This window comes from Parabacteroides sp. AT13 (assembly GCF_002272965.1).
GTDB lineage: Bacteria > Bacteroidota > Bacteroidia > Bacteroidales > Tannerellaceae > Parabacteroides > Parabacteroides distasonis.
In genome coordinates, this window is the sequence record NZ_NQMH01000001.1 from 2,202,882 (window position 1) to 2,228,161 (window position 25,280).

Below are 25,280 nucleotides of genomic sequence, written 5' to 3' on the forward strand. Positions count from 1 at the left end.
GACTTAATACAAGTCGGCATGCGTACCAGTATCGGTCATGATCAAGACCAGTTCGGTATCGTTTTGTTGCCATATTAAGAGCCAGTCGCTTTTAATATGGCATTCCCATAGGCCCTCAAATTTACCGCTTAGTTTATGGGGGCGATATTGGTTGGGGAGCGTACCGGTTTCTTGAAGAATATCGATAACCCTTTGAAGTAGATGAAGTTCTAATCCCCTTTTCTTACACGTTTTAAGATCTTTCTTAAAATTCGTGGTGTATTCCAATCGGTACATGGGTCAACCAAGGATTTGTTGAAACATATCTTCTGCGTTTTTCGCTTTGTGTGTTCTTCCGGCCTTGATATCCTCCAGTCCCTTCTCTATACCGGACTTCTTCCTGCCGATATTCCAACCGAATTTCTTGGCCAGTTCTTTGAGCAAGGCCATGTCTACCTCCGGTAAGGTAATTTCTACTTTCTTGACTGTCACTTCCATATCTTGGGTTGTTTATAGATTGTATGTGACAAAAATACGTTTTTTTATTGAATTGATAATCATCTTTGAGAGATTTCGAGAAAGACGATCGAAGGATATGACAATTTGTTAGGATTGACAATTTGTAATCGGAAGTCCCGGAGAATCGATTTTTCCGGGCTAAGGTACGTCTTGTGCTTGAATTTGAAAAAATAAATCAGCAATCGGTTCATTGATAGAGCAATGCCGAAAAATAGCCTTTTGTTCTAGCGAAAATAATTCATCGTAATTCATATCCGATGGAGCAAAAGGAGGGAAAAACGGTGTTACGATAGGGCTATAAGGAGGTAAGAATGCTCATTCACGACTACTTACAATCCTATTTGCGACTGCTTATAATGCCCAATGGCACTACTGGCGTTGCTTAATGCGACCGTATGTGTAGGCTTTTGTCGCCTAATGTGTATCGAAAACGGTCTTTTTCATTGGAAAAGCACTGTTTATTGTTATCTCCCTTCCTTTATCTTGTGATTCCTGTGAAAATGAGATGTCATGGAAAAGCTCTAATACTACTCAAAAAGACAGAAAAGTCTCTTCGTGGATGACCTTATGGAAATGAGAATTTTGCTTGATCAACAGCTAGAAAAAGCCTTTAGAAGTGAATAACTAATCACTTCCAAAGCCGTTAGTTATTCACTGGGTATACTCGTTAGTTATTCACTCGACAAGCCGCAAGTTATTCACTTCAGAAGGCAAAAGTAGGAGATTTTACCTTTCATCCCCCGGATACTTCCGTTGGTCACAATAATTTGATTGGATATTCCTGCTGATGTAATTTTGATATAAAAACGACATGAGCAGGAATCTTTTTATAATAGTTCTATTGATAATTACCCCTTTTTGTGGTTGGGGACAGGTCGATACGATAGCGGACCAGAAGTTACAGGAGGTGGTGATAATGGCTAAGCTCCCTACGGTAGAGATGAAATCGGGGAAGATGACTTATAGGCTGGATGCCTCTATCACCCAAAGCCAAGGGAATGTCTACGACGTGTTGACCAGTTTGCCGGGAGTCGTGATACAAAATGATGGCACTATTTTCTTGAATGGTCAAAACGGAGCGAATATCTTGATGGATGGTAAGCCGACCTATTTATCGGGGCAAGATCTTGTCAACCTCTTAAAATCGACTCCTGCCTCCATTACGGATAAGATTGATTTGATTACGCATCCCTCGGCACGTTACGACGCTAGTGGAAACTCCGGTATTATCGATATACGTACGAAGAAGATATTGCGAAGGGGAATGAACCTTTCGGTAAACGGTAGTTATGACCAAGGTAAATATGGAGAGGGTTTCGCTTCTACTACCCTGAATCTGCGAACGAATAAGCTCAACTTCTATCTCTCTTATTCCTATTCCCGGAAGAATGATTACGATGATCTGTATGTGGAGAGAAACTATCTGGAAGGTTGGCGGCCGGAAGGGGAGACCGGGCAGATGACGCAATCTTCCTATCGAACTTGGAAGAATACATCAAACTATTATCGTTTCGGGATCGATTATCAAATGTCGGATAAGACTACGATCGGGTTTTCGACGGATGGTAATCTGGCGGGTAACAAGGTTGAGGGAGATATGAACTCATCCATTCCTAAGCGATCTCCGCAAACCGGAGGTTCGCTTCGCACCTTGAACGATCAGAATCGTTCACAGGATAATTTTACGGCTGTTTTAAGTTTAACACATACCTTTAACTCTGATGGTGGGGTCTTGGATGCCTCTATGGATTACTTGCGTTATCGATACGAGGAAGACCAATATTTGAATAGCCAAGATACCTTGTTTGGGGATATGGATGGAGGAATCCATTTATACTCCGGACAAGCGAATCTGGTGTGGCCTTTCTCGAAATCCTTCACGTTCCATGCGGGCGCCAAGACCTCTTTCGTCTCTATCAATAATAACGCTGATTATAATCGGCTACAAGGCGACTCTTGGCAGTCGGACCATGACTTGAGTTGTGATTTTCAGTATGACGAGAATATAAACGCAGGCTATATACAGCTTGACGCCAAATTCTCTTCGGTAAGTCTGGAGGCAGGTCTTCGTCTGGAGAATACCCGTATAGAGGGCGAACAGTCGGGTAACGCTTATCAAAGAGACTCCTCCTTTACCAATCATTATACACATTTATTCCCAACGCTTTCTGTTCAGTATGCCTTGAGGAATGGGAATAGTCTGTCGCTTACTTATGGCAAACGGATTGTCCGTCCGAATTACCGGGACCTGAATCCGTTTGTATATATCCACGATGAGTATACGTATGATAAAGGTAACACCTTATTACGCCCGGAATTATCCGATAATCTGGAACTGGCCTATATACATGGCGATTTATTCCGGGTGGGGCTTGCTTTCAATTATACGAAGGATGTAATTATCAAGAGCTATTTGGATCAAGGGAACTATGTCGTTTATGTCTCACCGGAAAATCTCTCTTCCCGCGTCAGCGTAGGTCCCCGGCTCAGTACCTCCCAATTACCGCTAACCTCATTTTGGAACGTGAACGTCAGCGCATCCTTGATCTATAACCGGTATCGTTTACCGGAGAATTATCAAGTAAAGGTGAATAAGAGATGGACACCGAATATCGGGATCTCGAATCAGTTTAACTTTGCCCGGACTTGGAGCGCTGAACTTATCGGTTTCTATAATGGGAAAATGGCGGCGGGACAAGCTACGATCTATCCGTTATGGCAAATAAATGCCGGTATCCAGAAGAAGATATGGAAAGGCCGGGGAACGATCCAGTTATTCGCACGGGATATTTTCCATTCGAATGTATCGAGAATGAGCGTGATGACTCCCACCCAGCACGCTTTTATAAAAGAGCGGATGAACCGGACGGTAGTCGGTATTTCATTGACCTATCGTATAAATCGTGGTTTGGAGGTGAAAGAATCTCGCCGGAAGCATAGTGTAGATGAAAGTAAAAGAATAAATTTGTGAAACCTCTAGACAAATGGTTTATGAAAAAGATATATAAGTGGGTATATGCCATGATTTTTGCGGTCTCTTTGTATTCTTGTATCCGCTGGGTAACGGATTATACGAAAGAAGGACACTATTGGACACAGTCCTTGGGGAATAGTATCTTAGAAATCGTGATCCTTGCTTTTGTCTCTTATTTGTTTTTTATTTATTTCAGATGGCAGATCGAGAAGAGCCGAAGAGCGAAAGAACCGAATAGATGGAAATTTGTTTGGAGATCGTATGGAATGCCTTTCTTATTGATTATATTGGGTGTGAATGCTACGTTGGCAATAACCCGTATATTTACCGGTGATGCTTTCCATATGGACGATATAATAATCGCGAACGTGATAGGGTGTTTGTTTGCGTTTATGGTCTATAATGTTCAGCGAGCTCAAGTATTGGATAAAGATTACGCAGAGCAGCGTATCCAACTGGAAAAGATCAAGAATGATCAATTACAGACGGAATTGAAGTTCTTGAAATCCCAATATCATCCTCACTTCTTGTTTAATGCGCTTAATACCGTTTATTTCCAGATTGATGAAAGTAACAAGGCGCCTCGTCGCACGTTAGAGATGATATCCGAACTCTTGCGTTACCAACTGTATGGCGGTAATCAGAAGGTCAGTATCCTACAAGAAATTGATTATTTGAAAACTTATATAGCTTTGCGTAAGCTTCGTATGAGTGAACGCCTGCGGTTGCGTGTAGAGTTTCCGCCCGAATTGAATGAACTGAATATTTATCCGTTACTCTTCCTCCCGTTGGTAGAGAACGCTTTTAAATACGTAGGTGGCGATTATCAATTGGATATTATCATGAAATGGGAAAATAACCGGATCAGTTTGTTTATACGAAACTCCATCCCCGAGCTTTCAGCGGAGGACGAAGCGTTGCGTAAATCGGTGGATGAACGGCAACGTAAAGGCATCGGTCTGGTAAATTTACGCCGCCGATTATCTTTGTTGTATCCCAATAAGCACCGTTTGGAAACCCGGAAAGAAGAGACTGAGTTCGTAGCGGAATTAATGATTGAAATAGAAGATATATGACAATAACCTGCGTGATAACAGATGATGAGCCGATGGCCCGTAAAGGATTGCAATCGTATGTGGAGCGAGTGGATTTTCTCTCCTTGACCGGTGTATGTGAGGACGCTATCCAATTAAATACCCTGTTGAAAACTCAGCAGCCGGATTTACTTTTGTTAGATATCGAGATGCCTTATCTTTCCGGTTTGGATTTATTGGCGACCTTAAACCAGCCTCCCAAAGTGATCGTTACTTCCGCTTATGAGCAATATGCCTTGAAAGGGTATGAGCTGGATGTCGTGGATTATTTGCTGAAGCCTATTTCCTTTGAGCGTTTCTTAAAAGGCGTGAATAAGGTGCACGACCTGTTGGCTCGGGAGAATACGCCGGATGCGGATGCCTCGTTTTTCGTGAAAAGCGAGAAGCAAATGCGTAAGATTTACCTAAGAGATATCTTATTTGTAGAGGCGTTGGAAAATTATGTTAGTATCTATACTACTTCCGGTAGAGTATTGACCCATTCAACCTTGAAGCGGATCGGGGAATCCCTACCCGATGATCAATTTCTCCAAACGCATAAATCGTATATAATTAATGCGGATCGTGTCGATCTGGTAGAAGGGAATAGATTACGTATCGAATCCTATCAAATCCCGATCGCCCGTAATCTCAGAGATGTTGTATTTAAGCGTATCCTTAAGAATACGTTGTAATTATATGACTGTAGCTAGGTCATAGAGATGCGGCACATGCCGCGTCTCTACAACTGGGTATTTTGTTATTTGAATAACATTGGGGCGAATTTTGTGAGGTAGATGCGCCAGTTTTTCCAGATATGGCCGCCGTCGCTCTCGTAGTATTCGTATTTGTAGCCGTTATCGTCTAGTTTCTTGCGATAGTCTACGTTGTTCTTGTATAAGAAGTCGGTCTTGCCGATGGCGATCCAGTATAATTTCGGGTGCTTGCCGAATTGTACTTTCAGCTTCTCATCCATATTCTGGTAGATGGGAGATTCGGAGCCTTCACGGGGGAGGATAGCGGCAGAGAATAATCCCACGTAATCGAACATATCAGGATATTGCTTAGATATATGCAAAGAATGGAAACCGCCCATGGAAAGTCCGGCTATCGCACGGCTGGATTTCTTTTTTTCCACACGGTAATTGCTCTCGATAAACTTAATGACATCCGGGAAGCTGCTTTCCATGCTACCCTCCATGGTTTTAGGTAGTTGCATATTCGGCTTAACTAAACCTAGGCTGGATTCTCCCGGAGCGGCCTCTTGATCCGCGTTTCCGTTTGTCATAACCACGATCATCGGTTTAGCCTTGCCTTGGGCGATTAGGTTATCCATGATCTGGGCCGTACGTCCTAAGGCGATCCAAGCTTCCTCGTCGCCACCCATGCCATGTAAGAGGTAGAATACCGGATATTTTTTGCCACTTGTCTCATAGCCAGCCGGCGTATAAACGGTAATACGGCGAGTCTTTCCCAATGTCGGGCTCTCATACCAACGGCGGGCGACCGTTCCGTGAGGAACATCATTAACGCTGTATAAATCACCCTGTCCACCCTTAATGATAAAGATATTCGTAACGGATGCCACGTCACGGTTCAGATAGACATTGTTCGGATCTGTAGTCTTTAATCCGTCGACAATAAAGGAGTAGCTATATAATTCGGAGGGAAGAGGTTCCGGTGTGGTATATTCCCAAACGCCTTCTTTACCTTCCTTTAAATCAACGGTACCGGGTACATCCACTAAACCGAACTGAGTCTCCATCTTCTGTGTGGGAAGGAAATCTCCTGTTACCTGCACCTTGATCGCTTTGGGCGCCATGAACCGGAAGGTTACGGTGTTATCCGGATGAATCTCCGGAGAGATGATGTTCTGACTACCCCAAAGGGCTTGTTGGGCGAACGTGATCACGCTGATCAGCATGAATACGGCCAAGAATGATAATCTTTTCATAATGATAAATTTATTAATGGTATTACTAGGGTCTAAAGATTTTTACAAATGTAATGAATAATCTGTTACATGAGCAATAAATAGGCTCGATAATGTGTGTCTTTCGTGACGGGGCATAATGAGAGGTAGCCTTCTTGAATTCTTCCATTCGCAAGGCGAAGTGGATAAGTCTCAGACATGAGGCGGTGTTTCTCGAGAGCTTCTCCGGCTTCCTTCTCGTAAGAAACCCGGTAATCGCCAACAGCCCTAGGCGCTACATAATGCTGGAATAGACGTAAAGCGACCATTCCCATCGTGTATCGCATATTGATCTCAATGCAGGGATGAATAGCGAAAGATCCGTCCTTTTGTCTATAGACCAGCATGTCCACACCTATACAGCCTGCGTAAGTAGATCCGTACACTTCTTGTAATACAGTGCGTACCGCCTCTTGGATGCGGGAATAGGTCTCTTCGCCCGTGAATCGGGTGATGCGGGAGAGCATGGTGGATTGTTCCTCTAGGATGTTGCCTGTATAGGAGCCTCGCTCCTCGGTATTGAAAACGGATAATCCCTCGTAACGGACAGTACCTTGCCCGTCGGAATAAAATTCCATGGCGAAATCCTGTACTTTGTCTAATCCGCTTTCGATGCTGATCATTCCTTGTTTGTTGAATGCGCCCTCTATCCAGTTTTTCGTCTTCGTATCCGGTTTTCGTTTCTCTACCCATAACAATCCCCGTCCGGAAGAGGAATAGGGTGTTTTTAATACGAAGGGAGCGTTGCATAAGATCATGTATCTCTCCACCTCCCGGATTTTCGTGCAGAAACGAGGCGCTACCGGAATAGGGAGATCGGGTAGGAGGGCCTGTATCTTTTCCAGACATTCCGCCGCCGTTTGCCTACCGGTAAGGCGAAAATAATCCTCTTTCCAAGTCGGGACGGATAGCCGGACTTTTGCCTTGTTCCTCAACTGCTCGAATAAATGAAGACTATGCGGGGAAAGTCCCCACGGGGCCGCGTCCATAGGAGAGAGGTAGGGAGCATTTTTCGCCAGCATCGCTTTTGTTACAGGTATAGGAGCCGGGTGTAGGTCTTTGGGTAAATGGGAGAAAAACGGAGGGGCTGCCTTACTATCTTCCAGATAGACAAAATCATCCTCTTCCGCATACCAAACCGGCAGCAGCGCCAAGTCTTTTTGCATTTTACGGACATTTGTCGGTGCCGTGTAGTTCTGTGTCCCTAAAAGTACGGCCGTCTCGTGGCCGGGATTGAAATAATGTATCCGTGACATAAAAGCGTAAAAACAACAAAGCCGTCTTTTTAAAGGACGGCTTTGCTCGGGTTTATGAGATTGTTATTCCAGATTCTCGTCGATGGCATCGATCTTCTTGACTGTTAAAGCCATATCCTCTTTCAGTTTTTCGATCTTGCGTTCCATTTCTTTCAGTAAACCGCCGCCGCCCTTGGAGGAAATGCTTAGGAAGCCGATGTTGTTCTCGTAAGTCTGAAGCTCGTTCTTCATGCGCTCGTACATACGCATCAACTTATCACGCTCGCTGAACAAACGGCCTTTACCTCTTTCGCCGCTGGTCATCTCGTTTAGGTTGTTGCGGAACGACTGCATCTTGCGATCGTTCTGGTCTACCTTCAAGCGATCGAATTGTTGGTCAACCGCCTCGTGATATTCCTTGTAGATCTTATCTTTCTCCTTGAACGGTACGAAACCGATCGTGTTCCATTCCGCCATATAAGACTTCAAGGTCGTGATAGCCTCATCATGTCCAAGGCTCTCGTCCATGCCCTTAATCTTAGCGATCAACTCTTTCTTAGCGGCCAAGTTGGTCTGCTCTATGCTCTTTTGGGAAACAACGTTCTTATTCTTTTGCTCGAAGAAATAATCACAAGCCGAGATAAAACGTTTCCAGACAGCGTCGGAATGCTTACGGGCTACCGGTCCGATCGTCCTCCATTCTTTCTGCAAAGCGATCATCTTATCCGTCGTATCCTTCCAGTCCGTACTATCCTTCAAAGCCTCGGCTTTCTCACATAACGCACGTTTAGCGTCGAGGTTTTTCTCCATATCGCTCTTGATCGCCTTGTAGAACTCGCTTTTCTTCTCGAAGTAGACATCGCAAGCGGCACGGAAACGTTCGAATATCTTTACATTATATTTTTTCGGAGCGAAACCAATCGTCTTCCATTTCTCTTGCAAGCCGATTACCTCCTTATTCTTTTCTTCCCAATCCTTAAACGATTTCAACGCACTGAAATCAATCGCCTCGATTTGTTCGCAAATCACGGTCTTCGCATCCAGATTCTCCTGCTCTTTCGCTTTCAGTTTCTCGAAGTGCTCTTGGTGACGCTTATTGATCACGGTTGAGGCAGCTTTGAAGCGAGCCCATAAATCCTCACGCAACTCTTTCGCCACCGGCCCGATCTCACGCCATTGCTGGTGCAGCTTCTGAAGCTGGTGGAAAGCGGAGATAACATCCGGCTCGTTACCTAGTTTCTCTACGGTTTCGCACAAGGCGGTCTTCAATTCCAGATTCTTCTTGAAGTCGTAATCACGGAACTGATTGTTTATCTTGATAATATCATAGAATTTCTCGGTGTAGATCTGATAGTTTTTCCAAAGCTCGTTCACGTGCTCTTGGGGAACGGCCTTCACCTCTTTCCATCTTTGTTGGATGTCCTTGAAAGAGTTGTATAATTTATTGAAATCATCTTGGCTTTCGCAAAGCTCTTTCAACTGGTCGATCAACTGCAATTTCAAAGCGTAGTTAGCGGCCTTTACACGCTCTTCCTCGGCGAGGATAGCGGCTCTTTTCTCTTTATAAGAAGTGAGCAAATCCTTGATCTTGTTCTCGGTTTCGTCAGCGGGAGCTGTAAAATCCTTTTCTTCGCCACCATCAGCGATGAATTCCTTCTTGAGCTCTTCCACCTCGTTACGACGGATCTTGTAGTAAGCCTGTTTCAAAGCCTCTACTTCTCCACGGGAAGTCTTTACGGAAGTCTCAACAAGTTCGGTTAACTTAGCGAGAATTTCTTCTTTGGTTAATTTACCTGCGGCAATAGCAGCGTCCGCCTCCGCTGTATCGTTGGCTTCAACGTCTGCGGTAGCATCGATTTCCGGCGTCTCAACCGGTTTTTTAGTTTCTTCCAATTTCCCGGCTTCTTCCGGCAAATTAGTCTCAAGAGTGTCCTTCATATACAATCGCTTTTAAGAAAAGGATAAATACATTCCTATATCAAGTCACAAATTAAACTAAATATTTTTGGATTACAGCATTTCGGGGAAATTATTTATCTAAAAAGTCATTTTGGATACTAATAGATGTTAAGGTTGGCCTATTTCTCTTGATTCCGGTTGTAGAGACGGGGCATGCCCCGTCTCTACACCGTCTACTTATACTATTTAATCTTATTTATCCCAAGAAGGAAATCAATACGCCGGCAGCTACCGCCGAGCCGATCACTCCCGATATATTACTGGCCATGCAATATTGCAAGACATGGTTCTTCGGATCATATTGCAACGCGATCTCATTCGCCACACGAGAGGCCATTGGCACGGCGCTTAAACCCGTGGCTCCGATAAGCGGATTGATTTTCTTCTTAGTGAACAAATTGAAAATCTTAACGAAGAAGATACCTCCGGCGATAGACAAGGCGAATGCCAAGAAACCGCCGATTACGATACCGATTGTTGTCAGGTTCAAGAACGCTTCCGTGGTCATGGTTGCCCCGACGGATAATCCGAGGAAGATCGTGGCTGCGTTCATGATGCTGTTGGAAGCGGCATCGAACAGACGGAACGTATTGGTTCCGATCTCTTTTACAAGATTACCGAACATCAACATACCGATCAAAGGAACGGAGCTGGGAACAAACAGGGCGACTACGGTAGTTACCACGATCGGGAAGATAATCTTCAATACACGCAAATTCTTGATCTCCATGTTAGAAGGGTGTTTCTTCTCTTGTTCCTTCATGTTGATCTGTAATTCTTTCTTAGAACACAGTAGCTTAACGACCAACGGGATGATAACCGGTACCAAAGCCATGTAAGAATAAGCAGCGATAGCGATCGGGCCTAGCAAATGCGGAGCCAATTTAATGGTCGTGAAGATAGCCGTCGGGCCATCGGCGCCACCGATAATACCTAAAGACGCTGCCTCTTTTGGTGTGAATCCCATCAAGATCGCTACCAAAAGCACCGTGAAGATTCCCAATTGAGCTGCGGCGCCGAAAATGGATAGGCGAAGGTTACGGAGCATCGGTCCGAAGTCGGTCAACGCACCGACACCCATGAAGATAATCGGCGGCAAGAAGCCCGTCTTGATCAACATATAATAGATGAAGTTCATCAAGCCAAGTTCGTGTGCGATATCATGCAGCGGCATTTCCCAGATGTTTCTCATCACGCCGTGTACATTAACCAACCCATTCTCATCCGCTTGAATCACTCCCATATCGCCTCCGGGGAAATTGGCGAGCAATACGCCGAACGCGATAGGCACGAGCAATAGCGGCTCGTATTGTTTCTTGATACCGAGGTAGAGCAATACGAACGCTATGGCATACATGATCAAGAACTGCGGTTCAGCAATGATATTGCTGAACGCAGTCATCTCATATAAGTTTTGAAATATCTCGTTCATTATTGAATCGTCATTAATACATCATCCTCAGATACGGCATCACCGGAAGACAGGCAGATCGCCGTGATCGTTCCCCCGAACTCTGCACGTACGGCATTGTATGTTTTCATGGCCTCCACGTAGCAAAGGACATCTCCTTCTTTCACTACGTCGCCCACCTTCACCGGAGTATCGGAAGCATTCTTTACTAGGAAGAATTTACCTTCCAGCGGAGAAAGCACCTCTTTTCCAGTGCCTGCGGGAGCGTTTGTTGTCTCCGGGGCTGTCGGGGCGGGAGCCGCTGTTGGTTTAACTTCCGGAGTCGCGCTGTTGGTATCACCAAAAGCGACGGTCACACGGTAAGCTTGCCCGTTTACATCTACGGTCATGACTTGCGGAGTAGTCGGCATTGTTAATGTAGCGGCAGGTGCCGGAGCCGGTGCGGCTGGAGTGGCGGGTACCGTCGGTTTACCGGCGTTCGCTTTCTCTGCCTTACGTTTTGCCACGTCTGCCTTAAACTCGACCTTGGCCTTTCCGGAGCGATATGCCTCGTATTGAGCGGGGTGCATGGCGTATTCGAAGAGTTCTTCCTCATCCTCGCCAACTTCCCATTGCTTCTCGTTCATCAACTTTCGATACTTATCCAATGCGTCCGGATAATTGTCTTGAGGATTGCCCTCGAAGAACTGGCGGCCTTCGGCCTTCGCCTTCTCGACGATCTCGGGAGCCAACGGGCCCGGAAGACGTCCGGCCTTTCCGAGGATCATATCCCAAATATCGTCGGCGATCATGCTCCAGCGGGCTTTCCCCTTCTCCATCTGCATGACGTTCATCAAAGCTAGGTTCTTCACGTATTGGCTGAATGGAGTTACCAATGGAGGATAACCGACACGTGGCCATACGTAAGCTACCTCGTCGAACAACTTGATCAATAACTGGTCTTGAGACATCAGCGGTTTGTTGTTCTTTATATTGCTCTTGTTGATCGTCTCTAGGTTCTTCTCAAGGTCTGCCATCAAGCTACCCATCATACCGCCCGGAAGTCCCGGTCCGATTAGCAAGGAATTCATCAACCGGTTCTTCGGGCTGATATACAATCCCAAGAAATCATCCATGAATTCTTGAACCAAGGCACGAACCTTCATATAAGCCTCCATATTGATCTCGGGCACCTTATAACCGGCGTCCTTCAACATAGCCTGTACGGTCAGCAAGTCCGCGTGCCCTGTACCCCAAGAAAGCGGCTCCATACCTACGTCGATATAGTCGCAACCCGCGTTACAAACCTCCATGATGGAAGCTACGTTAAAGCCGGGACCGGCATGGCTATGATATTGGATAGGGATCTCTGGATATTTTTCCTTGATATTGGCTACGATACGGCCTAATGTGTACGGACGTCCGATACCGGCCATATCCTTGATACAAATCTCATCCGCTCCGAGTTCGATCAACTCGAATGCCATCTTGGTATAATACTCAACCGTATGTACCGGAGAATGCGTGATACACAAGGAACATTGTGAGATCATACCGGCCTCTTTTGCGTATTTAATAGATGGGGCGATATTCCGTACGTCGTTCAGGCCGCAGAACGTGCGGGCGATATCCGTTCCTTGCGCTTTCTTTACCTTATAAAATAGCTGACGTACATCGTCGGGTACCGGGCTCATGCGAAGGCCGTTTAACGCACGGTCCAACATATGCGTCTGAATGCCTGCCGCATGGAAAGGTTTTGTCCATTCACGGACCGCTTTATTAGGATTCTCGCCGAATAATAAGTTGACTTGTTCAAATCCTCCGCCATTCGTTTCCACCCGGGCGAAACAGCCCATCTCGATAATTGCCGGAGCGACTCTGGTTAGTTGGTCTACGGTCGGGACATACTTTCCGGCGGATTGCCACATGTCTCTGAAGACCAAACTGAATTTGATTTCTCTTTTCATGATATTAATATGTATTATTTATACTTTCTCAATTTTGATAACTTTCCCCTGTCCACGGGTCACGGCACTGATTGCCGATACGATGGCGGCTGTCTCCTGTCCGGAAAGGCTACCGATCGCGGTGGTTTGCGTTGGAGTGGCCGTTTGTACCCGAACGGCTGCCGCTACTGGTTTCTTCGCTATGATCTCTTCCGGCGCGTATTTATTCACCAAGACGATAAGTCCTTTCCCCAGATAGATAACGATCAAAAGGATAGCAAATACGGTGGTCATTCCAACTACCATTAACAAAAGTCCTGTCTCTATATTCTCCATATTCTATATTTGTGGCTAGCTTAAAAGGTTTCTACAAAGGATTGAGCAACTTTCAGCCAAATTAAAAAACAATCGCAAAATTATAAAATACTGGAAAACGATCTGTTACATTTTAATTAAAAAAATGAAAATAAATAAGCGAAACGGCCTTTTCGGTGAATGATTGTCAGCTTGAAAAAACACGTACGTGTTTTTTCCGATGCTTGTACGGCTGAAAATTCAAATATATTACCGTAACTTTGCGGTGGAACTCTAATAATGTAGAACTATAATAATTAAGGAATAAGACCATGGGAAATTTCTTTACATCTTTATTCTCTTCTTCCAAACCGGCCGAGGCGACGGAGGATAAGGCGAAGAACGAGCAGAAGAACTTTGATATCTTGAAATACGACGGCGTGCGTGCCCAGAAGATGGGAAAACTTGCTTATGCGATCAAATGCTTTACGGAGGCACTGAATATACAGGAGGATTTTGAGACGATGAGCTATCTCGTCTCCGCTTATACGATGGCGAACGATCTAGGGAAAGCCGAGGACGTGTTGAACCGGATGGTTGAGATGGAGCCGGATCATATCGCTACCCGCTTGACTCGTGTTAACTTATTGTTTATGTTGGATAAGGATGCGGAGGTCATAACCGATTGTTTGCACGTGATCGAGCTAGAGCCTTCTAATCATGTCGCTTATTTCATGATGGCAAAAGCGAAGAAAGCGACGAATGACGTATTTGGCGCTATCGCCGACCTAACGAGATCGATTTCCTTGAAGGAGGATTTCGCCGATGCTTATTTATCGCGTGCAGAGATTCTTTTAGGACTGGGACAAGCTAAAGAGGCGCTGCCCGATGTGGAGAAAGCGATCGAGATCGTGCCGGAGGAGGAAAGTTCTTATTTATTGAGAGGACGTATTCATATGGCTTTAGGGGATATCGAGGCTGCGAATTCTGATTTCCAGCAGGTCCTAGATCTAAATCCGTTTAATGAGGATGCTTGTATCTTATCTGGTCAGTTATTGATCGAGCAAAAGAAATATGACGAGGCGATCGCTTTCTTTGACGAGGCGATCGAGACGAATCCGTCTTTTGCCAAGGCTTATAGTGAGCGTGGGCGAGCCAAGAATCTGAAAGGAGATAAGACCGGTGCGTTCGAGGACTTGAAGAAATCTTTGGAACTGAATCCAGAAGGCGAAGAGGCCCAGAAGATGAACGGACAGCATTCGAATTTCGATAATATGTATAAAGGGGGAATCTTTTGATCAAGGTAACCACATTTTCAATCCCATTGGATACCTCTAGTTGTAGAGACGTAGCGTACTACGTCTCATCCCTTCAAAATGGTAACTTAAAGTAAGGACATACTACATTCCAAGACAAATTCCATACAATAAGTATATGAATGACATGGCTCTGTAAGTTATTGGACATTAGTGTCTTAAAAATACGATTGTGTTTTTCGCAAAAGACGTACGTGTTTTTTTGAAAAGTCGTAAATGTTTTTCGAGAAACACGTACGACTTTTTACCGAATCATTCGATAGAGAACAAGAGCATACATAGAAATATACGATAAGCCTCCCTTATCACTGGATCTTCTCGTATGAAACAGTACATCAAAAAATCTCTGGAAACAAGTTTATATTTTTTCTCAGCGTAGGTATCTCTATCGAAATGATAGGATTCTCTATCGTTTATTTCAGCAAGCCTCAAATTGCTAGTTTTACCCCTTAAAGTTGAAAGTTCCGCCTATTCCCTACATTAATGTATCCATCTAATTTTGTCCGTGTAAAAAGTTCACAAGCTTGATTTTGGAAACTTAGTCCCGATAGGACTAATTAATCTAGCCCTATTATTAAATCCTTATATTATAATCTCTTATATAAATCCATCCCCTTTAGAGAAGAACTATGAAAATCATCCTTACCTGTTTTCTTGTAGGGTAAAGAGTTGATACTTTCTTGTATATCCTCTTTACTTAAGCCTGTTTAAAGTATTTAGTCCTATCGGAACTAAAACGATCCTTATATTCTAAACAACGAGGAATAAGTTAAACGAATAAAATATAGGGACATGAAAATAAAGACAATAATCTCAAGTATTTGCTTGATGCTATTAGCAGTCGCTTGCTCGATGGAGGATGACGTGCTGAGGGACATGGAGATAGGAGATTCGGGAAATGTTGAGATAGAGATGGGGGAGGCCGCTTTTGTTCTTAAGACTTCTCTTTCTTCTTTGGAGACAAAATCCTTATCTGATGCTGGAACATTACCTGCTTCTATGGATGAGGCAGAGATTAATAATTGTACGTTGATATTTTTTGAGGGCACACAAGTCAGTTCCATAATGGAAGGGTTGTTTGTGAATAAGGAGAATTATATCGTTAAAACGAAAGACGGAACGAAAGATGATTGGGCTAAAGTGATTTTAAAAGTGAAAAAGCCTAGTCCTTATTCCGTGATGGTAATCGCTAATAGCTCGAAGTCGTTTGCGGGTTGCCAATCGGAAAATAATATAAAGGATATAATACAGGATGATAAGGATGCTTTGGTAAAAGTTGGGAAAATGGATATCAGTTTTGATACTGACTTTGCTGGCTATCCAACAATTGCGGAGGCATTGGGAAAGCCTTTAGAAATAGGCACAATACCTCTTTCTCAACTAACAGCTCGAATAGAACTTGCGGAATTTAATGTTTCAGGTTTTCAAGGAGCATCTGTTAAAGAGAAGGTTACTGTTACAGGAGTGGATCTGTTAAATTTGAATCCTGAGAGTTATACGATAAATGAGCAAACTCATAAAAATGCGACTTATTTGTCTGAGAGTAAAACGTGTAATGTGGAGGTCTATAATGGGGTATCGGATCTTCCGTCAACTTATTCTTTTGTAGATAATAAGAATCTATTGTCTTTTTATTCTTTCCGGAATCTGGCGAAGGCAGAGAGTGATCAAGTAAAAATGCAGGTTCGGTTCAAAATAGGAAATAGCAATGAGGAAAGAACTACGAGGCCGTTTGTGATCAATAAGGAAGGAAATATCTTACATGGCGTTAAATCCGGATATGTTTATCGCTTGGTTGTCAATATGACTATTATTGGAGATAAGGTCGAGACAGAACTGCTTTGCTATACAAGAGATTGGTTGAATAATACCATATCCATTCCTATGGAAGATAATTGTAAACGGGTAAAATAAAAATACAAGATTATGAAAATAAGGAATATATTATCAGTGCTGTTTGTTGGACTGCTTTTCACGAGCTGTAACTCGGAAGAAGAAGTTCAGCGAGGAAATGAGGACGGGCGGGATATCTCATTCTCTATGACTCTTACTTTGGGAGAAGTGACAGCGATGACGAAAGCTGGAGGGGATATCGCTGAAGGGTATACATATTCGACAGAGGATGAGGTAAAAGTGAATAATGTTGTGGTCGCTATATTTAATGAGGCGAATGGAACTGTGGGTGAGTGCTTGGAGTACAAGTCTGTAGCGTTTGACGGGGGAATTCCCAATTCTACCGTAACGATTGATGGAAAAACATTGATTGCTTATAAAATTGATAATATACAAGCAAAGACAGGTAAGGTTCGTATCGTAGCGATTGCGAATTCAACGCATTATGAGGACTTGGCTAGATTGGGAACGACTACTTATGAGAACCTGAAAGGTTTGTCGGAAACCGTTTCAGGTGGAACTTTTGATGCTTCAAATTTGGTAAAGGTCGGGGAGTTGGCTGCGTATGACCTAAATACGGCTGTGACAAGTATACCTGTTCCGATGACACAATTAGCGGCACGCATCGATATGAAGTTTACGGTAGATGAAGAGCCGGAGACTGTGTCTACAACAGATGATACAAAAGTAACCAACCAGTGGTTCTATACTGTAACTAAACTTACGGTCAAGAATATCAATCAGAAATCAGATTTAATATTGCTTGGTCGAGATAATCAATATGATGATACTTACTCTACGGCAAAGGATATTACATTGCAAAATGGCGTTGCGTTACCTTTTTATACCTATGAGAAGTTGAACACGACGTTAACCCCATTGTCTATATATGTAACGGGTGATTTACAAAAGATACAGGTCACGACTACCTTTAATGAGGATATGACTATTCAAAATGTAACGAAGGGAAGTATTATAGAGGAAGAGAAAGATCATTCTTATAAATATGAGGATTTTAATCCTACGACAGCGCTTGAAGGATGTACGACAAATGGTATCATACATGGTAATAGATATGAGCTTACAGGTAAAATATCCATGAAGACACAACGAATCAACTTTACGGTATCTACAACTCCGTGGGAAGGTGTGGAAAAGTTTGTCGTGGATGTGGTTATTGCGGATTTGAAGTATTTGTTCGTGAGGGAGACTAAGGTGGTGATGGCGAATATCACTGAGTATAAGATAGAGTTTGCTTCTAGCTCGAATATTACGATTGATCAACCATCTTATGCGACTTATGAGGAGTATTATTTGTTAAATGGAAAAATAACAAAGAGAGATGGTACGTATTACCCTAATAGTTATTATTACAGTTGGACTAATGATAATAAGCACAAACAAGATCAATATCCTAAGATAAGCGCAGAAGCAGGAAAACAAGGCTCCATTATTATTACGAGTAAATTACCTGTAAATTATTTTCCAAAGCAATTTGTTTTTGGTGTTCATAATGCAGAGGACTTGAAAGTATCAGGAATTATCGTAGATCAATATCCACCTCAATATCTGGAAGGAAAAGTTTCGAAAGATGCTGGTCCAGCAGATTCTCCTGATGGGGATACAAACCCTAATATCTTTACGATAACAGTCAAAGCTGCAGGGAATCTGATAATTGGAGATCCTAGTACTATAAAAAATGGAGTCCGGGTGACTAAAGACGACGCTTTCTCTGCGGAATTAGTATCTCCAAAATTTGTAGTAGCCTCAAGATTTGGTGCTGTAAGTACAGGTACTTATACATATTCCAAAGCGGTAGAACGTTGTAAAAAATATTGGGAGAGGTTAGAGGATGGTACCTATTATGAGGCTGGCACATGGAGGGTTCCTACTTTAGCTGAGTTAGAGTTTATGAATACAGTACAAGACGCTTCTCCTGCGGTAAACTATTTGTTTAATACAAACGGTACTTATTGGTGTGCAATGCCGTATTGGTATTATGACTTTGGGGCAAATAAACGTAATCAGTTTACTAATAATGCCTCTAGTCAAAAAGCTGACGGTATTCGTTGTGTAAGAGATTTATATTAAAGATGTTTATTAATGATTTAAATAGAGATTTTTATGATAAAGAAATTATATAGCCTATTTTCCATATTACTGTTGCTCGCTTCATGTGCGACAGAGGAAATAGAACAAATAGAAATTCAACCGACAGATGGATCAATGGTTTCTCTTTCATTCTCTGTAGATGCTCCGAATGCTCTTGAGATTACGAAAGCGACCGGGGATGTGGAGAAAGGTGTTGAGTCCTTATATCTATATACATTTAATGAGGATGGAGAGTTTATCTCTCCAGTTGTAGAGGCTGTTGTTTCTGGCAATGGATATACGGCTTCTATCTCAAAAGAGACCCGTACCATCCATTTTGTCGCCAATGATGGAACGTTAACCCCTTCCCTAGAAAGCGGAATGGCCTCGTTAGGAACAGATAAGCAAATCTTTTGGGGAAAGAGAACTTTTAGTGAAATTCCTGCGAAAAATATAAGCAATAATCTAGAAGATGCTGGTAACAACAATGTTGAACTACTACGAAACTGGGCCAAAATAACGCTGAATCTCTCATCGGAGGCAGCTGTGAAATTGAAAAATGTTTCTTATCTCATTTATAATGAATCACAGTTGGCATCTATCGGTTATAAAGATGCGGGAAAGTTGAATATTCCAAATCAAGATTTTTATGCGCCCCAGAATGAGCCAGATACTAGTAAATATGCGAAGCCGGGTGAATCTGTGTATACTTTTGAACATTATAATCAAGATAAGAAAGCGACTTTTGTTATTATTAAGGCGCAATTTGATGGTAGCGAGACCTATACATATTATAAGATTGATCTTGCCGTAAAGGATGAGAATGATAAGGTAACTCGTGTTTATGATGTCGTTCGTAATTATGCCTTTAATATAACGGTCAAGAGCGTTTCCAGAAAAGGAGCTACGTGGGCTGAGGTTATAGATGAAAATGTGATAGCGGATAATAATATCACGGCCTCGGCTATTATGGAAAAGTATCCGAATATAACTTATGATGGCGAGGCCTTGAATGTTACAAAGACGACATTCGTTTTTACGGGCTCTTCTAACACATTGTCGATGACTGCGATATATGCGGGAACAGGGCAGTTGAGTGTGGTTCCGGGTGAGGGAATGTCGGATGTCGTAGATGGTAACTTAAGTTATCCTTCTTGGATACCTTCTGGCAATCAGACGATAACGATTACAGCCAATATAAAGCCGGCTCCTGACTCCGGTGAGAAGATAGCGTATTTCTACGTGGTAGGAGGTAATTTGCAGCGTAAGATTAAATTGGTCTTACGTCCCCCTTATGACTTTATGAATCCGAGATTTGAAAACGTGAAGAATGGAACAGGCACAAATGAAATTGCTGCAGGTCAGCAAAAAGATGCTTATCTGAAATTCTCGATACCGGAAGATATTGATGAATCCTTATTCCCCATTGAATATAAGATATATACTAAAAAACTGTATGCGGTAGAACCCGGTGTTCGTTTGGAAACGACCGGAGCGAGCGATTGGTACTACGTCTATACGGATCAGATATTTAGTCCTGAAGAGAAGGTTATTCAATTTAAAACGAATACAGCAAATGATGGTGAAGATGATGTTATTTTAAAGGCTGATTTATTCAATCCTGTTTCTGATTTGAGTTATACTAGACCTGAAAAAGTTAAAGAGACGAAAACTTTCTATTTGCAATGTCGAAGAAATGGAAGCAATGTGGGAAGTAATGTAACGATCACTTATTCCATATCAAGTGGTGGAGGAGCAGCAATTAGAACTAATAGTAGCTCTAGAATAATATTGGATAAAGTATCCGTGTATGCAGATGATGAAATAACGTTTACACACACATATAGGGGAAGTACGTATACTGCGGAAATGTCTGTATCTGATTTGGCGAAAAGTAGTACCAGTAATTATGTGTTTGTGAATATGAGATAATAATAATGGGTTCCCATCCATCATGTGAATGACGGATGCGGGGAGCGTGCAGCATACAATGGATTGAATTTGTTTTACACGTAGACTGCACCTCCTCCCCGGCCCTTTACCTCATATAGCTTTCGTGCTTTATTGATGCCATTCATTCCGTAAGGAGATGGGTGGCATCGCTTTCTTCATTTGCTGATGAAGTTAACTTGCTTTGGTCTGAGATCAAAGGTTCTTGCGTAAAAAATTGCGCAACCCTTTGTTTATTAAAAAAAAGGCTCTATCTTTGCAGCCCGAATAAGTATGCGAATAATAATAAATAATATAGAAAGATGAAAAGAACATTCCAACCTTCCAACAGAAAAAGAAAGAACAAGCATGGCTTCCGTTCTAGAATGGCTACCGCTAATGGCCGTAGAGTATTAGCTTCTCGTCGTGCTAAAGGCAGAGCTAAATTAACGGTATCTGACGAATACAACGGATAATTAGTCACGTTCTAAAGATTTATAAAGAAAGTAGAGGTTTTTTCCTAAAAAGCCTTTACTTTCTTTGTTTTTGTAGTATTGTTCTGGTGGGTATTGGTCTATATGCCGTTTTTTTTCTACTTTTGAACCGCCTACAAATACATACGTGAAATGAGTAACTTTTTTGTAAAACTGATAAAGAATCCGTTTGTCATCAATCTCTTGTTGGTGATAGTCGTGTCGTGCGGCGTTGTTTATGGCGTACTGGCGTGGCTGGATTCTTATACCCGCCATAATCAAGCGGTGGTCGTTCCGGACGTGAAAGGAATGAAGCTAGAGGACGCCGCCGAGTTTTTCGGGAATAATAAGCTACGCTATAACGTGATCGATTCCGTATTCTCGAAAGATGTGGCTCCGGGCTCCATCGTGGAGTTGGTTCCCGGTGTCGGATCGAAGGTGAAAGAGGGGCGGATCGTCTTTGTTACGATTAATGCGTTGACATCCCAGATGGCCGTGATACCGGAGGTGGAAGACTTATCTTTCCGTCAGGCGTATGCCTTGCTGCGGGCCCGTGGCTTCTCATCGGTCGAGATAGAGTATGTGCCGGGCGATTATAAAGATTTGGCGATGGGGGTGGAGTTAAACGGGCGTACCTTGCTCAAAGGGGAACATGTACCGTTGACCGCTCATCTGGTATTGAAAGTAAGCAGTGGCGATCCGAATATGCTTCCCGACTCATTGGCTTTGGATAGTATTCCGGTAGAACCATTGGATAGTGATATAGAAAACTGGTTTTAAGGGAATGGACGAGTTTTTGGACGATATGGATGATGAACAGGTAGACGACCTGTTGATGCCGGAAGAAGACGAAACATCGTCGAGCCAGATGTATGAGCATTTCCGCTTCGTAGCGGACAAGGGGCAATCCCTGCTCCGGGTGGATAAGTTCTTGGTAGACCGTATGATGGGCGCTACCCGTAACCGCATCCAATTGGCGGCTGAGGCGGGTTGCATCTTGGTGAACGATAAGCCGGTGAAAAGTAATTACCGGGTGAAACCTTTGGATGTGGTTTCTATCGTGATGGATCGCCCACGCCGGGAACTGGAGATTATCCCCGAAGATATCCCTTTGAATATAGTATATGAGGACGATGATTTGCTGGTGGTGAATAAGCCGGCAGGCTTGGTCGTACATCCCGGTCACGGTAATTATACTGGTACATTGGTGAATGCCTTGGCTTATTATTTGAAGGATGATCCCTATTATGATCCTTCCGATCCTCGTTTAGGCTTGGTACACCGTATTGATAAGGATACGTCGGGCTTATTGGTGGTGGCTAAACACCCGGAGGCCAAGAGTAACCTGAGCCTGCAGTTCTTCAACAAGACAACCAAACGTAAATACCGTGCCTTGGTATGGGGCATCGTTCAAGAGGATGAGGGGCGTATCGAGGGAAATATCGGTCGTGACCCTCGTGACCGTATGCAAATGACCGTCTTCCCGGAAGGCGATCAAGGCAAGACCGCCGTCACCCATTACACCGTGTTGGAACGCTTGGGCTACGTGAGCTTGGTGGAGTGCCGTCTGGAGACGGGGCGCACGCACCAGATCCGTGTACATATGAAATATATCGGTCATACGCTTTTCAACGATGAGCGGTATGGCGGACATGATATCTTGAAAGGAACAACTTTTACTAAATATAAACAGTTCGTGCAAAACTGTTTCGCTATTTGTCCACGTCAGGCCTTGCATGCTAAGACGTTGGGGTTCGTTCATCCTACTACGGGAGAGGAGATGTTTTTCGATTCTGAGATTCCTTCCGATATGCAGCAGCTGATCGACAGATGGCGTGTATACGCGAACACTAAAGAATTGTAAAAATGAAAAAGAACATCGCTATCGTAGCAGGGGGAGATTCCTCCGAGATCGTTATTTCATTAAAAAGTGCGGACGGAATCTACTCTTTTATTGATAAAGACAAATATAATTTATATATTGCCATCGTTAAGAGGGATGAGTGGGCGGTTATACTTCCTAGCGGGGAACATACACCAATTGATAAGAATGATTTTAGCTTCAAGGAGAATGGCGTGACGAGGCATTTTGACTTCGCTTATATAACGATACATGGTACTCCGGGCGAGGACGGACGTTTGCAAGGATATTTCGATATGATCGGTATGCCTTACTCGTCTTGCGGGATGCTGGTGAGCGCTTTGACATTCAATAAATACGTATGTAATCATTACTTGAAAGACTTTGGTGTAAAAATTGCCGCGTCCATTCATTTATTCAAGGGAGAGACTATTACGGACGAAGAAGTCGTGACTCGTTTGGGTTTGCCTATTTTCGTGAAACCAAACGATGGGGGTAGTAGTTTTGGCGTGACGAAGGTGAAAGAGGTCTCCGCTATCCAGCCCGCTATCGCTAAGGCGTTTGGGGAAGGACGTGAGGTGATTCTCGAGCGCTTTATCGATGGAACGGAAGTGACATGCGGTTGCTATAAGGTGGAGGGTAAAGAGGTTGTCTTCCCTTTGACCGAGGTGGTTACGAATAACGAATTCTTCGATTTCGACGCGAAGTATAACGGACAGGTGGACGAGATCACTCCGGCCCGTATCTCCACCGAGTTGACGGAGTTGATACAGCGCGAGACATCAAGGATCTACGATATATTGGGCGCCAAAGGACTGATTCGTGTGGATTATATTATTCCGGCAGACGGGGAGCCTGTCTTACTGGAAATAAACACGACACCGGGAATGACGGCTACCAGCTTTATCCCACAGCAAGTACGTGCGGCGGGATTGGATATAAAGGATGTCATGACAGACATTATTGAAGACGAACTCAAAAACAGAAAAACAAAATGAATAGATATGGATACAGAAACAGTTTCCCCTAATTTCGACGACATCCGTCCGCTGAACAACAGTGAGGTGAAGGACGCGATTGAAAAATTGGTCGCCAATGAGGATTTCGAGCGGGCTTTACGTTACATAAAGCCGAATTTGAATTGGGAGGAATTCTCAGTTGCCATGCGTGCTTGCAAGACGAAGGAGGAGTTTAAATCTACTCTGGCCTATGACGCTGTAATGACGGTGGCGAAAAATACTACTTTCTCGCTTACTATCTCAGGGCGTAGCCGTCTGCCGAAAGATAAGGCGGCCTGTACGTTTATCTCGAACCATAGGGATATCGTATTGGATGCCTCCTTCTTGAACGTCATGTTATATGATGTGGGGTATGGTATGACGCAGGTCGCTATCGGCGACAATCTTTTAATCCGTCCGTGGATCGAGACGTTGGTGCGCTTGAATAACAGCTTTATCGTGAAGCGTGGCGTTTCTGTTCGTCAGATGTTGGAGGTCAGCAAGACGCTTTCCGCCTATATCCATCATGCGATCAAGAATGTGAACGAGTCTGTATGGATCGCCCAGCGTGAGGGACGTGCTAAGGATTCGGACGATCGTACGCAGGGCAGCGTATTAAAAATGTTGAGTATCGGCGGTGATAAGGATAATCTGTTGTTGAATTTGATGGACTTGAATATCGTACCGGTCGCTATCTCCTACGAGTTTGATCCTTGCGATTTCTTGAAGGCGAAAGAATTCCAGATGAAGCGGGATGATCCGGATTACGTGAAATGTCAGCGGGATGATTTGTTGAGCATGGAAACGGGTATCCTGAATAATAAGGGTCGTGTCCACTTCACGATCACTTCCCCGATCAATGATTCCTTGGCTAAACTAGACAAGGATATGGAGAAGAATGAGCTGGTAAGCGCTATCGCGTCCGTTATCGACCGGGAGATCTATAAGAACTATCGTTTCTATCCTTGTAATTACGTAGCTTATGATTGGCTGAACGGTACTCGCCGTTTCCACGAGCATTACGGACCGAAGGATAAGAAGCAGTTCGAGGAGTATATACAAGGACAGTTGGACAAGATCGTCCTTCCGAATAAGGATGAGGCGTTCTTACGTAAGAAACTATTGGAGATGTACTCCAATCCGTTGAAGAACTATTTGACAACTTTATAAGTTCCAATTGATTTTGATAGAGAGGTGTTGTAAAAGAGCGGAAGAAGCCTTTTACAACACCTTTTTGGTTAACCGACGTATCTACGTTCATAAATACCTGCATGAATGTATGTTTCTTAACATACGCTTTCGGTGACATATTGTAATCCCCTATTTCGTATCTTTGGCATATACGGTAAGAAACGCTTACAGTATGCTAATCATTTAA

Annotated in this window: 20 protein-coding genes; 12 read left to right on the forward strand and 8 right to left on the reverse strand. The window is 43.5% G+C overall.

All coding sequences use genetic code 11. The features are described 5' to 3' along the window. Positions 1-3: 3 nt before the first annotated feature. The gene (locus CI959_RS09140) at positions 4-276 is read right to left on the reverse strand and encodes a type II toxin-antitoxin system YafQ family toxin (RefSeq protein ID WP_005860988.1); all 273 of its coding nucleotides are present in this window, start codon (positions 274-276) and stop codon (positions 4-6) included. Positions 277-279: 3 nt separating this feature from the next. Next, a complete protein-coding gene (locus tag CI959_RS09145) occupies positions 280-477 on the reverse strand; it encodes a hypothetical protein (RefSeq protein WP_005860990.1) in 198 nt (65 codons plus the stop codon). Positions 478-1,309: 832 nt separating this feature from the next. On the opposite strand from CI959_RS09145, the gene CI959_RS09150 reads away from it, so the two are divergent. From CI959_RS09150 to CI959_RS09160, 3 genes are read left to right on the forward strand one after another with little or no spacing between them, the layout of a single operon-like run. Beyond that, positions 1,310-3,469: an outer membrane beta-barrel protein gene (locus CI959_RS09150; RefSeq protein ID WP_009276407.1), complete on the forward strand. Its 2,160-nt coding sequence runs from the start codon at positions 1,310-1,312 to the stop codon at positions 3,467-3,469. Between the two features lie 20 nt (positions 3,470-3,489). After that, the gene (locus CI959_RS09155; protein ID WP_011966945.1) at positions 3,490-4,548 is read left to right on the forward strand and encodes a sensor histidine kinase; all 1,059 of its coding nucleotides are present in this window, start codon (positions 3,490-3,492) and stop codon (positions 4,546-4,548) included. Continuing rightward, the gene (locus CI959_RS09160) at positions 4,545-5,240 is read left to right on the forward strand and encodes a LytTR family DNA-binding domain-containing protein (RefSeq protein ID WP_005866589.1); all 696 of its coding nucleotides are present in this window, start codon (positions 4,545-4,547) and stop codon (positions 5,238-5,240) included. Before CI959_RS09155 ends, CI959_RS09160 begins: the two co-directional genes overlap by 4 nt. A 65-nt stretch (positions 5,241-5,305) precedes the next feature. Here the strand turns inward: CI959_RS09160 and CI959_RS09165 are convergent, their stop codons facing one another. The 6 genes from CI959_RS09165 to CI959_RS09190 form a co-directional block, all read right to left on the reverse strand. Then, the gene (locus tag CI959_RS09165) at positions 5,306-6,499 is read right to left on the reverse strand and encodes an esterase (protein ID WP_005861002.1); all 1,194 of its coding nucleotides are present in this window, start codon (positions 6,497-6,499) and stop codon (positions 5,306-5,308) included. A 65-nt stretch (positions 6,500-6,564) separates the two neighbouring features. Further along, entirely contained in the window at positions 6,565-7,773 is a 1,209-nt protein-coding gene (locus CI959_RS09170) for a hypothetical protein (protein ID WP_036632827.1), read from the reverse strand. Positions 7,774-7,836: 63 nt separating this feature from the next. Continuing rightward, positions 7,837-9,690, reverse strand: coding sequence for a DUF349 domain-containing protein (locus CI959_RS09175; protein WP_095231436.1), 1,854 nt, complete (start codon positions 9,688-9,690; stop codon positions 7,837-7,839). Between the two features lie 217 nt (positions 9,691-9,907). Next, complete coding sequence (locus tag CI959_RS09180) at positions 9,908-11,143, reverse strand: sodium ion-translocating decarboxylase subunit beta (protein ID WP_036643617.1); 1,236 nt, start codon at positions 11,141-11,143, stop codon at positions 9,908-9,910. Beyond that, the gene (locus tag CI959_RS09185; RefSeq protein ID WP_036643616.1) at positions 11,143-13,068 is read right to left on the reverse strand and encodes a biotin/lipoyl-containing protein; all 1,926 of its coding nucleotides are present in this window, start codon (positions 13,066-13,068) and stop codon (positions 11,143-11,145) included. Before CI959_RS09185 ends, CI959_RS09180 begins: the two co-directional genes overlap by 1 nt. An 18-nt stretch (positions 13,069-13,086) precedes the next feature. Beyond that, positions 13,087-13,383, reverse strand: coding sequence for an OadG family protein (locus CI959_RS09190; protein ID WP_010185308.1), 297 nt, complete (start codon positions 13,381-13,383; stop codon positions 13,087-13,089). A 290-nt stretch (positions 13,384-13,673) separates the two neighbouring features. Here CI959_RS09190 and CI959_RS09195 point away from each other — a divergent pair, with 290 nt between their 5' ends. The 9 genes from CI959_RS09195 to CI959_RS09235 all read left to right on the forward strand — a co-directional run bounded on the left by CI959_RS09195 (position 13,674) and on the right by CI959_RS09235 (position 25,072). Continuing rightward, positions 13,674-14,639, forward strand: coding sequence for a tetratricopeptide repeat protein (locus CI959_RS09195; RefSeq protein WP_036632821.1), 966 nt, complete (start codon positions 13,674-13,676; stop codon positions 14,637-14,639). A gap of 810 nt (positions 14,640-15,449) precedes the next feature. Beyond that, positions 15,450-16,571 (forward strand): hypothetical protein, encoded by a 1,122-nt coding sequence (locus CI959_RS09200; protein WP_009276417.1) that lies wholly within the window; start codon positions 15,450-15,452, stop codon positions 16,569-16,571. Positions 16,572-16,583: 12 nt separating this feature from the next. Then, the gene (locus CI959_RS09205; protein ID WP_057316886.1) at positions 16,584-18,641 is read left to right on the forward strand and encodes a fimbrial protein; all 2,058 of its coding nucleotides are present in this window, start codon (positions 16,584-16,586) and stop codon (positions 18,639-18,641) included. Positions 18,642-18,674: 33 nt separating this feature from the next. Further along, positions 18,675-20,573, forward strand: a complete 1,899-nt coding sequence (locus CI959_RS09210) for a hypothetical protein (protein WP_057316884.1) — start codon at positions 18,675-18,677, stop codon at positions 20,571-20,573. A 320-nt stretch (positions 20,574-20,893) separates the two neighbouring features. Beyond that, on the forward strand, positions 20,894-21,046 hold the full coding sequence (gene rpmH, locus CI959_RS09215) for a 50S ribosomal protein L34 (RefSeq protein ID WP_005633099.1): 153 nt from the start codon (positions 20,894-20,896) through the stop codon (positions 21,044-21,046). 150 nt (positions 21,047-21,196) lie between these two features. After that, entirely contained in the window at positions 21,197-21,823 is a 627-nt protein-coding gene (locus CI959_RS09220; protein ID WP_005861027.1) for a PASTA domain-containing protein, read from the forward strand. Between the two features lie 4 nt (positions 21,824-21,827). Then, positions 21,828-22,907 (forward strand): RluA family pseudouridine synthase, encoded by a 1,080-nt coding sequence (locus CI959_RS09225; RefSeq protein WP_022191920.1) that lies wholly within the window; start codon positions 21,828-21,830, stop codon positions 22,905-22,907. A 2-nt stretch (positions 22,908-22,909) separates the two neighbouring features. Beyond that, positions 22,910-23,902, forward strand: a complete 993-nt coding sequence (locus CI959_RS09230; protein WP_009276420.1) for a D-alanine--D-alanine ligase — start codon at positions 22,910-22,912, stop codon at positions 23,900-23,902. 6 nt (positions 23,903-23,908) lie between these two features. Continuing rightward, positions 23,909-25,072 (forward strand): 1-acyl-sn-glycerol-3-phosphate acyltransferase, encoded by a 1,164-nt coding sequence (locus CI959_RS09235; protein WP_005861032.1) that lies wholly within the window; start codon positions 23,909-23,911, stop codon positions 25,070-25,072. Positions 25,073-25,280 lie beyond the last annotated feature (208 nt).